This is a genomic window from Burkholderia sp. WP9, assembly GCF_900104795.1.
Classification (GTDB): Bacteria; Pseudomonadota; Gammaproteobacteria; order Burkholderiales; family Burkholderiaceae; genus Paraburkholderia.
Genome location: NZ_FNTG01000001.1, coordinates 3,912,165 through 3,924,306 on the forward strand (window position 1 = coordinate 3,912,165; position 12,142 = coordinate 3,924,306).

Consider the following 12,142-nt stretch of genomic DNA (forward strand, 5'->3'; position numbering starts at 1 on the left):
AGGGCCGGGGCCGCCATATTGACGTGTTTTAAGTGATGGTAGCACTGGTGAAAACCCGCCGCAGGTCCTTCGCAAATGCCGCGTCCCGGCGATCTTGACTGGGTCTTGCGACGTTTTGCGAGCGATGCCGTTAGTGCTTGCGCAAATGCCTGTAACAAGCTGTAAAAACTACAAATTTGCGGAACCGTAGTTGAAATTGCTGTCTAACACCCCACCTGCGAGCAATGTCAGCGCAACGCTCCGCATTCTGCGGAGCTTCACGACAGCAGGGCAGTTAGAAAAGGAGTACGCATGAACACGAGAAACATTCAGACCTTCCTGATGGTTTCGGCCGCATTTTTCGCCATGAGCGCACCGGTGCGCTCGAACTCGGGCAGCGCAGGAGCGCTGTCGAACGCAGTCACGCGCACGGCGCAGGTCGCGCCCGCACGCATCGCCATGGGTAGCGTCACGCGATCCACCAAGGCCGACGGGCAAGACCAGAATTCGTGATACGCCGCTCATGCGGTGTGTCGGTTAAATAACCGGCCGTTGTTCCATCAAGCCACGCAGGGTCCGCTTGAGGCAACGGCATCAATGAAAAGGGCGAGGATCGTGAGATCCTCGCCCTTTTCATTTGCTATCAATCCATTCCTGCGCAGCCAGTGGCGTCAGGCCTTGTCTTGCACTACGCCACGGCGAATCTGATCCAGTTCGATCGACTCGAATAGCGCCTTGAAGTTGCCCTCGCCAAAGCCCTGATTGCCCTTGCGCTGAATGATCTCGAAGAAAATCGGGCCGATCTGGTTTTCCGTGAAGATCTGCAACAGCAAATCGTCGGGCGCGCCGTCGATCAAAATTTTGCGTTTGCGCAGTTCGTCGAGTGGCTCGCCGTGATTCGGCACGCGGCGATCGACCAGTTCATAGTACGTGTCGATGGTATCGAGCAGCGAGATGTTCGCGGCGCGCAAGCCGTCCACCGTACGGTAGATGTCGTTGCTGCCCAAGGCAATGTGCTGAATGCCTTCGCCGTGATACGCGTCGAGATATTCCTGAATCTGCCCGGCGGTGTCCGAGCCTTCCTCATTGATCGGAATGCGGATCTTGCCGCACGGCGAGGTCATCGCCTTCGACTTCACGCCCGTCACTTTGCCTTCAATGTCGAAATAGCGCACTTCGCGGAAATTGAACAGGCGCTCGTAGAACTCCGCCCACTCCTGCATGCGGCCGCGATGCACGTTGTGCGTCAGGTGGTCGATGTAGGTCAGGCCATGGCCGACCGGGTTCGGGTTCGCACCGGGAATGGGCTCGAAGTCGACATCGTAAATGTCGATGTTGCCCACGCTGTTCGGTTCGGCGCCGTTCTTGCCGCGCCAGCGGTCGACGAAATAGATCAGCGAGTCGCCGATACCTTTGATCGCCGGGATATTCAGCTCCATCGGGCCGGTTTTATTGTCGAAGCCCCAAGCGCCTTTTTCCAGCGCCTGCTGGTACGCCTTGGCGGCGTCCTGAACCCGGAAAGCGATTGCGCAGATCGACGGGCCGTGCAGACGCGCGAAGCGTTGCGCGAACGAATCCGGCTCCCCGTTGACGATGAAGTTGATTTCCCCCTGGCGATACAGCGTCACGTCTTTATGGCGATGCCGCGCGATGGCGGTGAAGCCCATCTGTTCGAACAGTTTGCCCAGCGCCTTCGGATCCGGTGCGGTGTATTCAATGAACTCGAAACCGTCGGTGCCGAGCGGATTTTCCCAAGTTGCAACCTGCATTGTCTGTCTCCTGATATGCACCGGCGCGCGGCGCGAGCGGGGATGCGCGGTTAAGCGCGACCGAATGGCGCAAGTGTAAAGGCCTGCCTGCGGCGAAAACTTGCGAACTTAATCGTGTCTCGATACGCTTGCGCTAGTTTCTAGCTCAATAACGTGAAGGGACGGCAGAAAATGGCCGGCATGGAGATAGACGCCATCGATAGGCGGATTCTGGCAATCCTTCAGGAGAACGGCCGGCTGTCAAATCAGGAGATCGCCGAGCGCGTGAATCTGTCGCCGAGTCCGTGTCTGCGGCGTATCCGGCGGCTGGAAGAGAACGGTGTGATCCGCGGCTATGTCGCGTTGCTCGATGCGCAGCGGCTCGGGCTCGACTTGCTCGCGTACGTCAATGTGCGGTTGGAAAAGCGCGGTGGTCCGGCGCTCAGTCCGCGCGGCGACGCCACGCACGCCGATCTGTTTCGCGCGGCCGTTCAGGCGTGGCCCGAAGTCGTCGCCTGCCATGCGATGACCGGCGACATGGACTATCTGCTGCGTGTCCAGGTGGAGGATATGGCGCACTTTTCACGCTTCGTGCAGGACCAGTTGCTGCACCATCCGTCGGTGATCGACGTGAAAACGAGCTTCTCGCTCGAAACGATCAAGGAGACGACCGCACTGCCGATTTTGTGAGTACGACAGGACACGACGCGGCGGCGCGTGCGCGGGTCACGGCAAACAAAAAGGGCGGCCAGAAGGCCGCCCTTTGTTATTCCGACGCGTGAGGCTATCAGGCTGCGGCTGCAACCGCCGCAGGCATGAGCGTTTCGAACAGCTTGGACGCGTGACGCGCCTGGCGCTTCAGCGCGTAGTCGAATACCGCAGCCTGCTCTTGCAGCATTTCGGCGATGATGCTCGATTGGTCCGCCGGCGGCAGCGTCAGATAGGCATCTGCCTCGCCGTACGAGTATTCGATCTTCATGCCGGCCTTCTTCGCGATGTGCATCATGGTCGAATTGCGCGACAGGCAGTGCATGTAAAGCGTGGTGACGTGTGTATTGCGGCTGCGAATGGCGGCGCGCTCAAAGAGCTTCGAGCCGATACCCTGGCCACGAACGCTTTCCAGCACGGACACGCCAAACTCGGCCGTACGCTTGTCGCCTTCAGCCGGCAGATAGGCGAGGTGGCCGACGCCGGTCAATTGCAACTGGTTGTTGAAGACGCCGAAAACGGTGTCGCGCGTGAAGTCGATCGCGCGGACATAGTTCTCGATGACGTGGTCCGGCACGATCTGGCCGAAGCGCAGCAGACGGTCGTCTTCGTCGAGCGCGAGGAAGTGGGTCAGCAGGCGCTCGCGGTCGACGGCGGTGAGTTCGCGGACCAGAGCTGGTGCACGACCGGCGGGCTGCGTCAAACGATCGTGCGCGACGATCGGCTCAGCGGCGCGGGGTGTAATCAAGTTCATGGTCGGGTTCTCCTTTTAATCGAACGGCGTGGTGCACTGCAAAAGCGATTTTAGCCGAAATGCATGCCGATCACTAGGGAAAACCCGTATCTAAATTTGAATGGAGTGCCTAAAAAGTTTGCGCCCTATTTATATGTAATTGATTTTTATAGGTAAATAAATTGGATGAACGGTCGGGGTCAGATACTACCCGACGGCGACTTGAGCCCATTGTTTCGTATGAATATTGTTGCGGTGCGCAATCAGGCAGGATTCGAGCTCAATCCGTGGTCCACCATGCCGACCACCTGCTCGGCGAATTCGCGGTAACCGAGGCGGCCGTCCGGCTTTAGCCACGTGAACGTCCAATTGATCATGCCGAACACCATCATGGTGAGCGCGGTCTGGTTTTCGCGCGTGGCGCGCTCCGGGTAGGCACGCGCCAACTGCCGCGCGAACGCCGCAACTACGTCGCGCTGGCGGTTCAATATCACTTCGCGCTGCGTGTCGACCAGATACTTCACATCGTTCAGCAACGCGACGTGCCGGCTATGGGATGTCTCGTATTCCGACAGAAACGCCCGAATCAGCTCGGCGAAGGTTTCCCGCTCTGACAACCCACGCCGTTGGCTTGCGCCTTCCACCTCGGCGATGATCAGCATGAGCCGCTTGGTGTAACGGTCCAGCAGATCGAACAGAATGGCTTCCTTGCTCGCGTAGTAATGGTAGAGCCGTGCTTTCGAGGTGCCGCTCGCGGCCGCTAGGTCGGCCATCGAGGTGCTGGGGTAGCTGGTTTGCGCGAATTTGGCCGCGGCGAGTTCGAGAATCTGTTCGCGTTGGGTTTCGTGGTCGGGGGCGCGGGTGCGGGCCATAATCGTTGGTTCTATTAGTGTGGACAGGGGGCGAACGCCGCGCACAATTCCAGCGTGCGCCATGCGTTTGCGTCGCCGCGCAGCTTGATGCGCCGGGTCGCGGCCAATTCGCGGATGCGCCACAGCGCAATGCTGTCGCTGACCAGAAATCCGAATTCGGCGCTCATCAATTCGGCGGCGACGCGCGCGGCGGGCTGCCAGTTTTCCGTGACGTGCTCGAGGATGAACGCATCCAGTTCCGCGAAGCTGCCGCTCGTGAACGTGTTGTCGCGCCAGCGCCGCGTTTCGCCGTTCGCGTGTTTGACTTCCTGCCATTCGAGCGCGAGCCGGCTGATGCGCAGCACGGAAATCGGCGCGGCATCGGGCAGTCGTTCTTGCAGCACCGCTGGCGCGAACATGCCGACAGAGGTCGCGCGGTCTTTGCGGCTGTGCGCCCACGCGCCCGGATCGGTGAGGTCGCGAATCGACAGACGCACCTCGTTCAAACGCTGCGGGCTGTTGCGCAAGTGATAACAGACGCGCCGCAGCATCAATTGATCCGACGCGCTGTCGCCGTGCCAGACCACCACATTCGCGTCATCGCGCGCGACATTCTCCAGCGCCGCGGCCTGCTCGCGGAATTCCCGAAGGAAATCGCGCCGGGTGTCCGCGCTCACGCGCTCCCAGAAGTCCGCGCGCACGTCGGGTCCGTCGTCGACACCACGCAGCGGGCCGACCGCGAGATCGTCTCGGAGCGCGTGCACGCGTTCATCGCGGCCCGCATCCCGCAAGGCGGTGCGCAGTGACTCGGCGGCGACGTCGCCGTTGGTGAGGTGGATCGTGCTCATCGGCAGTGGCGTAGGGCAGTTAACGACATTAGGGGCCGCTCATCGGCCGGAACGGGAGTCCGGTCGCGAGCGGCCCCTAGTGTAAGCGGATCGCGGAACTGCTCAAAGCGCGGCTCAACGTTCGTCGTAGCTCACCACCACGCGGTCGCTGACCGGATGACATTGGCACGTGAGCACGAAACCATCACGGATTTCGTGTTCTTCGAGCGTGTAGTTCTTTTCCATTTTCACTTCGCCTTCCAGCACCTTCGCGCGGCAGGTGCAGCAGACGCCGCCCTTGCAAGCATAAGGCAGCGCGAGGCCGGCGCGTAGGCCGACGTCGAGCACGCTCACGCCCTGATACGGCAGGCGCAGCTTGCGGCGTTTCCCGTCGAGCACGATTTCGAGGTCGGCGGCCGGCGTGTCTTCGGTGATTTCGACCGCCGGCACGCCCGCTTGCGGCAGCGGCGAACCGAAGCGCTCCACGTGCACCTTGTCCGACGGCACGCCGGCGGCTTTCAGCGCGGCCTCGGCGGCGTCCATCATCGGCGCGGGGCCGCAGATGAAGGCTTCGTCGATCGCGTCGGCCGGCAGGAGATTCTCAATGAAGGCCGCGCACTTTTCCTGGTCCAGCACGCCGTTGAAGAGTTCGACGTCCTGCAGGTCATCGGACAGCACGTGATAGAGCACGAAGCGGTTCATGAAGCGGTTCTTCAGATCTTCGAGTTCTTCCGCGAACATGATCTGATCGACGCTGCGGTTGCCGTACACGAGCGTGAAGGTGCTGCGCGGTTCGACTTCGAGCGTCGTCTTGATGATGGCCAGCACCGGCGTGATGCCCGAGCCGCCCGAGAAGGCCAGATACTGTTGGCCCTGATCGGCGTTCAGGTGGGTGAAGAAACGGCCGTCCGGCGTCATCACGTCGATCGTGTGGCCGGGCTGCAGCGTGTCGAAGGCGAAGTTCGAGAACCGCCCGCCACGCACGCGCTTGATGCCGATACGCAGTTCGCCGTCGCGGTCGTAATCGGTGACGCCGACGCAGATCGAATACGAACGGCGTGTTTCCTCACCGTCGATGTGCGTCTTCAACGTAACGAACTGGCCTTGCGTAAAGCGATACTGTTCACGCAGTTCAGCGGGGACTTCGAAGGCGACCGAGACCGAGTCGGCGGTTTCGGGCCGCACTTCGCGGATACGCAGCGGATGAAATTGCGGGGTGGCCATATCAGTATGGTTTGAAGTAGTCGAAGGGTTCGCGGCAGTCGAGGCAGCGGTACAAGGCTTTGCAGGCGGTCGAGCCGAATTGCGCGAGACGCTCGGTATGCGCCGAGCCGCACCGTGGGCACGACGGCGCGGGCAGCGCCCGTGGCACGAAGCGCATCACTTTTTCCTGCGCGGGCGCGGCCGAACCGCAATTGCCCGTGGGCGGCGCGATGCCATAGGCGCGCAGTTTTTCGCGCGCGTCGGCGGTCATCCAGTCGGTGGTCCACGCCGGCGCGAGCACGGTGGCGATCCGATACGGCTTGAGTTCCGCCACGTCGAGCGCATGCGCGACGTCCTCGGCAATCTGCGACATTGCCGGGCAACCGGAATAGGTCGGCGTGATCACGACTTCGAGCGTGCCGTCGGCGGCGCGCCGCACGTCGCGCAGGATGCCGAGCTCGCGAATCGACACCACCGGAATCTCCGGATCGGGCACCGTTTCGAGCACGGCCCACGCGCGTTCGAGCGCGGCATCAGTCATGCCGGTCGTATCGGTCGGGCCAAAGGCGGTCGAAGTCGTCATGGTCGGTTTACCAGGTGGCGCCAGGGTGCTGACGCGCAAGGCTCTGCATTTCGGCGAGCACGAAACCCATGTGCTCGGAATGCTCGCCGTGCTTGCCGGTGGTGATGTGCTTCACGGGTTCGGGCAGCTTCAAGGTGGCTTCGTCGAGTGTGGCGCGCACGTCGTCGAGCCACGCTGCTTCGAGGTCCGAGGTCAGCGGGCCGATACCGGCTGCAGCGACTGTCTCCTCCACCGCATCCGTACTGAAGAATTCGCGGGTGTAAGGCAACAGATAGTCCAGCGCGGCTTGCGCGCGGCGATGCGACTCCTCGGTGCCGTCGCCGAAACGGATCAGCCATTCGCGTGCGTGATGCACGTGATAGCTGGTTTCCTTGATCGACTTCGACGCGATCGCCGCCAGTTGCTCGTCGGAGGACGCCGTGAGCGCCGTCCAGAGATGAGCCATCAGCGTCGAGTAGAGGAAATTGCGCACGATAGTGACCGCGTAATCCTTCTCGGCCTTCGCGGTAGCCGACAGTGGCCCGACGTGCGGCAGCTCGGCGAGCGTGTAGTTGGCGAACTCGCGCTCGGCACGAAAGTAAGCGTAGTCGTCTTCCGTGCGGCTCTTGCCGGTGAGCTGCTGCTCAAGCGAGGCGGCGTGCGTGTAGAGCAGGCGCGCCTGGCCGATCAGGTCGAGGCTCATGTTCGACAGCGCGATGTCCTCTTCGAGGATCGGGCCGTGGCCGCTCCATTCGGTATTGCGCTGACCGAGGATCAGCGCGTTATCCGCGAGGCGCAGCACGTATTGGAGATGTTGAGGCGTGATGTCCATGGCCGCGCTTACATGTGGTTGACTTCGTCGGGGAGCGTGTAGAACGTCGGATGGCGGTAAATCTTGTCGCCAGCCGGTTCGAACAGCTCCGCCTTGTCTTCCGGCGCGGACGCCGTGATCGCCGAGGACGGCACCACCCAGATGCTCACGCCTTCCTGGCGGCGCGTGTAGACGTCGCGCGCCATGCGCAGCGCCATCGGCGCGTCGGCGGCGTGCAGGCTGCCGCAGTGCTTGTGGTCGAGTCCCTGCTTGCTACGCACGAAGACTTCCCAAATCGGCCATTCCTTGTTCATTGCAGATCTCCTGATTCGTTCTCTGGCGTGCCGCGCGGTTCAGGCGGCGTGCTGTTGTGCGCGCTGGCGCTGCTTGTCGGCGTGGGCGAGGGCGGCTTCACGGACCCAGGCGCCGTCGTCGTGGGCTTTGACGCGGGTAGCGAGACGCTCGCGATTGCACGGGCCGTCGCCATTCACCACACGCCAGAATTCTTCCCAGTCGATGTCGCCGTAGTCGTAATGCCCGCGCGCTTCGTTCCACTTCAGGTCCGGGTCGGGCAACGCGACGCCGAGCACCTTGGCCTGGTCGACTGTGGCGTCGACGAATTTCTGACGCAGATCGTCGTTCGAAATGCGCTTGATGCCCCATTTCGACGACTGGCTGCTGTGAACCGAATCCTTGTCGCTCGGGCCGAACATCATCAGCACCGGCCACCACCAACGATTCACGGCCTGCTGGACCAGCTCACGCTGGGCTTCGGTGCCGGACATCATCGACATGAGCGCGTCGAAACCCTGGCGCTGGTGAAACGACTCTTCCTTGCAGATGCGGATCATGGCGCGCGCATACGGGCCATACGTGCAACGGCACAGCGGAATCTGGTTCATGATCGCGGCGCCGTCCACCAGCCAGCCGATCACGCCGACGTCCGCCCATGTGGGCGTCGGGTAATTGAAGATGCTCGAATATTTGGCTTTGCCCGAGTGCAGCGCGGCGATCAACTGGTCGCGCGACACGCCCAAGGTTTCCGCCGCGCTATATAGATAGAGGCCGTGGCCGGCCTCGTCCTGCACCTTGGCGAGCAGAATCGCCTTGCGCTTCAGGCTCGGCGCGCGCGTGATCCAGTTGCCTTCCGGCAGCATGCCGACGATTTCCGAATGCGCGTGCTGCGAGATTTGCCGTACCAGCGTTTTGCGATAGGCCTCCGGCATCCAGTCCTGAGCTTCGATCTTGCCGTCGGCGGCCATGATCGCGTCGAATTGCGCCTGCTCAGGCGAGTTCGCGCCCGCATCGAGCGGAGCGACATTGCCGGGAATATCCAGGGATTGCGTGTACATGGGGACGCTCTCTGCGGAAAGTTGTCTGTGTGCGCACAGTATAAGCCAACCGACCGGTCGGTTAATAAATTTTTTGAGATGGGTCGATCGGGTCAATAGGGGTGAGGCGGTTTCGCCTTCAGGCGTTTCGTCGGCGCCGATGCCCCGTGCCGACGCTAAACCTATAAAATTGCGAATTGGCCGCAATTTGCGGCCTTCCTGCATCCCCCGGTACTCATGTTACGTCTAAGCGAAATCAAACTCCCGCTCGATCATCCCGAGAGCGCCCTCGAAGCCGCCGTGCGTGCGCGCCTCACGGAACTCGGCGTGGCCGCGGACGGGCTCATCCGATACACCGTGTTTCGCCGCGCGCACGACGCCCGCAAGCGCGCCGACATCAAGCTCACGTATATCGTTGACGTCGAGGTCACGGATGAAGCGGCCGCGCTCAAGCGGTTAGCCGACGTGCCTCACTGCGGCGTGACGCCCGATATGACCTACAAGTTTGTCGCTAAAGCGCCCGCGCAGATGACCGCGCCGCGCCCGGTGGTGATCGGCATGGGGCCGTGCGGGCTGTTCGCGGGGTTGATCCTCGCGCAAATGGGCTTCCGCCCGATCATCCTCGAGCGCGGCAAGGCCGTGCGCGAGCGCACCAAAGACACGTTCGGCCTGTGGCGCAAGTCCGTGCTCAACCCCGAGTCGAATGTGCAGTTTGGCGAAGGCGGCGCGGGCACCTTCTCGGACGGCAAGCTGTACAGCCAGATCAAGGATCCGAAGCACTACGGCCGCAAGGTGCTCGACGAATTCGTGCGGGCCGGCGCGCCGGAAGACATTCTGTATCTGAGCCGGCCGCATATCGGCACGTTCCGGCTGGTGAGCATGGTCGAAAAAATGCGCGCGACCATTCACGAGCTGGGCGGCGAGGTGCGTTTCGAAACCCGCGTCGATGATATCGAGATCGATCAGGGCAAAGTGCGCGGGCTGAAGCTGTCGACCGGTGAAACGCTGCGCTGCGATCATGTGGTGCTGGCGGTCGGCCATAGCGCGCGCGACACCTTCCAGATGCTGAGCGATCGCGGCGTCTATATCGAGGCGAAGCCGTTTTCACTCGGTTTTCGCATCGAACACCCGCAGGGTTTGATCGATCGCAGCCGTTTCGGCAAGTTTGCCGGCCACAAGCAGCTCGGCGCCGCCGACTATAAGGTGGTGCATCACTGCAGCAATGGCCGAGCCGTCTACAGTTTCTGCATGTGTCCCGGTGGCACCGTGGTGGCGGCGACGTCCGAGCCGGGCCGCGTCGTGACCAACGGCATGAGCCAGTACTCGCGGGCGGAGCGCAATGCCAACGCGGGGATCGTGGTCGGCATCACGCCGGACGACTATCCGGGCGGGCCGCTCGCCGGCATCGCTTTCCAGCGCAAATGGGAAGAGCGGGCGTTTGAGCTCGGCGGCGGCAACTATATGGCGCCGGGCCAGCTCGTCGGCGACTTCATTGCCGGCCGGCCGTCCACCTCGCTGGGTTCGGTGGTGCCTTCGTACAAGCCAGGCGTGCACCCGACCGACCTGAGCACCGCGCTTCCGGATTACGTGATCGAGGCCATTCGCGAAGCGTTGCCGCAGATGGACAAGAAGATCGCCGGCTTTGCGATGCACGACGCGGTGCTGACCGGTGTCGAGACGAGAACGTCGTCGCCGATTCGTGTGCGGCGCCGGGACGACTATCAGAGCATGAACGTCGAAGGTCTGTATCCGGCTGGTGAAGGAGCGGGCTACGCCGGTGGGATCTACTCGGCGGCGATCGACGGGATCGAAGTCGCTGAAGCGCTCGCGCTGAAGATGAGCGGTGCGCAAGCGGCCTGAGTCAAGCGGGAGCGAAACGCCGTCGCGCCCACCCGCGACGGCCGCGGCGATCGGGCACAATGCACGTTTTGCCTCGAACCGACCTCCCGAATGAGCTTTCGCACCTTGGCTGCCGCATGCGGCGCGGCACTGTTTGTCCAATTTGCCGGTTCCCCGACTGTTTTCGCCGCCGACGCCCCGGCACATTGGGTCACCGCATGGGCGACCGCGCTGCAACCCATTCCACAGCGCGCGGACTTGCCGCCGCTCTATCGCGCACCGGAAGTCGCCGGGCGCACGGTTCGTCAGATCGTCTATCCGACCCTCTCTGGAAGGTCGGCGCGTATCCACCTTAGCAACCGGTACGGCAAGACTCCGCTCGTCATCGAAGATCTGCGCATCGCACGCTCGGCGGGCGGCGCGGCGACGGCTGGGACCGGCGACACGCGCGTGACGTTCGGTGGCAAGAGCACGGTCTCGATTCCGCCCGGCGGCGAGCTGGAGAGCGACCCGGTCGCGATCGATATCGCTGAAGGTTCGCCCTACGCGGTCAGCGCCTTCTTGGGGCCGGAGCAGCGGATCGTGGCGTGGCATCGCGTATCGAACCAGGTGAATTACGTTTCCGCGCCGGGCAATCATGCGGCGGACGCGTCTGCGCAAGCGTTTCGCGGTCGATTTACGCAATATGTGTGGGTGACGGGGTTGGCGGTCGACGCGGCGCCTGCATCTGCCGCTGTTGCCGCCATCGGCGACTCGATTACGGACGGCATGCGCTCCAGCCTGAACCAGAATCGACGTTGGCCCGACGCGCTGGCTCGCCGTTTTGAGGCTACCGGCGACCGTTCGACCGCGATCGTCAATCTGGGCATCAGCGGCAACCGCCTGCTGAGCGACTCTCCGTGCTATGGCGACGCTCTGGCGAAGCGCTTCGAGCATGACGTGCTTGGGCGCCCGGGCGTCAAGACGGCGATTCTGCTGATCGGCATCAATGACATCAATTTCGCGGCGATGCCGCCGCATGGCGGTCTCGACTGCGACTTCCCGCATACCTCGGTGACGGCTGCGGACCTGATCGCCGGATATCAGCGCTTGATCGCCTCGGCTCGGCACGCCGGCGTGAAGGTCTTCGGCGCGACGTTGACGCCGGCATCCTTGCCGCCGCAGCGAGAAAGCATCCGGCTTGCCGTCAACCAATGGATTCGGAGCAGTCACGCCTTCGACGGCGTGGTGGACTTCGACGTTGCGCTGCGCGATCCGGCGCAGCCGGATCGCCTGCAGCGTGGCTTTGATAGTGGGGACCACATCCATCCGAGTGACGCCGGCTATGCAGCAATGGCCGACGCCATTCCCTTGGACGCGGTAGTGAAATCGACTCGCAACTGAGACGCCAAAAAAGAATTCGGTCAAACCCTTGTCATATGGCCGATGTTCGCCTAAGATTCGCCTCCTCGTTTGCGAACGAGGGCCGCGGCAGAAACCAGCGGCCGTAGCGCCAACAAGGTTTTAAGCGAAAGCGAAAAAATGTTGTTGACGAAACGAAAAAGAGCCTT

At 62.4% G+C, this 12,142-nt stretch carries 13 protein-coding genes; 4 read left to right on the plus strand and 9 right to left on the minus strand.

All coding sequences use genetic code 11. The annotated features are described in order from the left end of the window. Positions 1-291 precede the first annotated feature (291 nt). On the plus strand, positions 292-492 hold the full coding sequence (locus tag BLW71_RS17400) for a hypothetical protein (protein ID WP_091798297.1): 201 nt from the start codon (positions 292-294) through the stop codon (positions 490-492). 158 nt (positions 493-650) lie between these two features. Here BLW71_RS17400 and hppD read toward each other — a convergent pair whose 3' ends face one another. Then, a complete protein-coding gene (gene hppD / locus BLW71_RS17405; protein ID WP_091798299.1) occupies positions 651-1,748 on the minus strand; it encodes a 4-hydroxyphenylpyruvate dioxygenase in 1,098 nt (365 codons plus the stop codon). 171 nt (positions 1,749-1,919) lie between these two features. Here hppD and BLW71_RS17410 point away from each other — a divergent pair, with 171 nt between their 5' ends. Beyond that, entirely contained in the window at positions 1,920-2,417 is a 498-nt protein-coding gene (locus BLW71_RS17410; RefSeq protein ID WP_091798302.1) for an Lrp/AsnC family transcriptional regulator, read from the plus strand. A 97-nt stretch (positions 2,418-2,514) separates the two neighbouring features. Here BLW71_RS17410 and BLW71_RS17415 read toward each other — a convergent pair whose 3' ends face one another. From BLW71_RS17415 to paaA, 8 genes are all read right to left on the minus strand, one after another. After that, positions 2,515-3,189 carry a GNAT family N-acetyltransferase gene (locus tag BLW71_RS17415; RefSeq protein WP_091798304.1) on the minus strand — a complete coding sequence of 225 codons (675 nt, stop codon included), beginning with the start codon at positions 3,187-3,189 and terminating at the stop codon, positions 2,515-2,517. 242 nt (positions 3,190-3,431) lie between these two features. Next, the gene (locus BLW71_RS17420) at positions 3,432-4,040 is read right to left on the minus strand and encodes a TetR/AcrR family transcriptional regulator (protein WP_091798306.1); all 609 of its coding nucleotides are present in this window, start codon (positions 4,038-4,040) and stop codon (positions 3,432-3,434) included. A gap of 14 nt (positions 4,041-4,054) precedes the next feature. Further along, positions 4,055-4,867: a DUF1835 domain-containing protein gene (locus BLW71_RS17425; RefSeq protein WP_091798309.1), complete on the minus strand. Its 813-nt coding sequence runs from the start codon at positions 4,865-4,867 to the stop codon at positions 4,055-4,057. A 114-nt stretch (positions 4,868-4,981) separates the two neighbouring features. Continuing rightward, positions 4,982-6,070, minus strand: a complete 1,089-nt coding sequence (paaE, locus tag BLW71_RS17430) for a 1,2-phenylacetyl-CoA epoxidase subunit PaaE (protein WP_091798311.1) — start codon at positions 6,068-6,070, stop codon at positions 4,982-4,984. A 1-nt stretch (position 6,071) separates the two neighbouring features. Next, entirely contained in the window at positions 6,072-6,632 is a 561-nt protein-coding gene (gene paaD / locus BLW71_RS17435; RefSeq protein WP_091798313.1) for a 1,2-phenylacetyl-CoA epoxidase subunit PaaD, read from the minus strand. 7 nt (positions 6,633-6,639) lie between these two features. After that, positions 6,640-7,443 (minus strand): 1,2-phenylacetyl-CoA epoxidase subunit PaaC, encoded by an 804-nt coding sequence (gene paaC, locus BLW71_RS17440; protein ID WP_091798316.1) that lies wholly within the window; start codon positions 7,441-7,443, stop codon positions 6,640-6,642. Between the two features lie 8 nt (positions 7,444-7,451). After that, positions 7,452-7,736, minus strand: a complete 285-nt coding sequence (gene paaB, locus BLW71_RS17445) for a 1,2-phenylacetyl-CoA epoxidase subunit PaaB (RefSeq protein WP_007179854.1) — start codon at positions 7,734-7,736, stop codon at positions 7,452-7,454. Positions 7,737-7,775: 39 nt separating this feature from the next. Then, on the minus strand, positions 7,776-8,774 hold the full coding sequence (paaA, locus tag BLW71_RS17450) for a 1,2-phenylacetyl-CoA epoxidase subunit PaaA (RefSeq protein ID WP_091798318.1): 999 nt from the start codon (positions 8,772-8,774) through the stop codon (positions 7,776-7,778). 216 nt (positions 8,775-8,990) lie between these two features. Here paaA and BLW71_RS17455 point away from each other — a divergent pair, with 216 nt between their 5' ends. Both BLW71_RS17455 and BLW71_RS17460 read left to right on the plus strand, forming a co-directional pair. Next, positions 8,991-10,613, plus strand: a complete 1,623-nt coding sequence (locus tag BLW71_RS17455; protein WP_091798321.1) for an NAD(P)/FAD-dependent oxidoreductase — start codon at positions 8,991-8,993, stop codon at positions 10,611-10,613. A gap of 90 nt (positions 10,614-10,703) precedes the next feature. Beyond that, positions 10,704-11,975: an SGNH/GDSL hydrolase family protein gene (locus tag BLW71_RS17460; RefSeq protein WP_091798326.1), complete on the plus strand. Its 1,272-nt coding sequence runs from the start codon at positions 10,704-10,706 to the stop codon at positions 11,973-11,975. Positions 11,976-12,142: the final 167 nt, after the last annotated feature.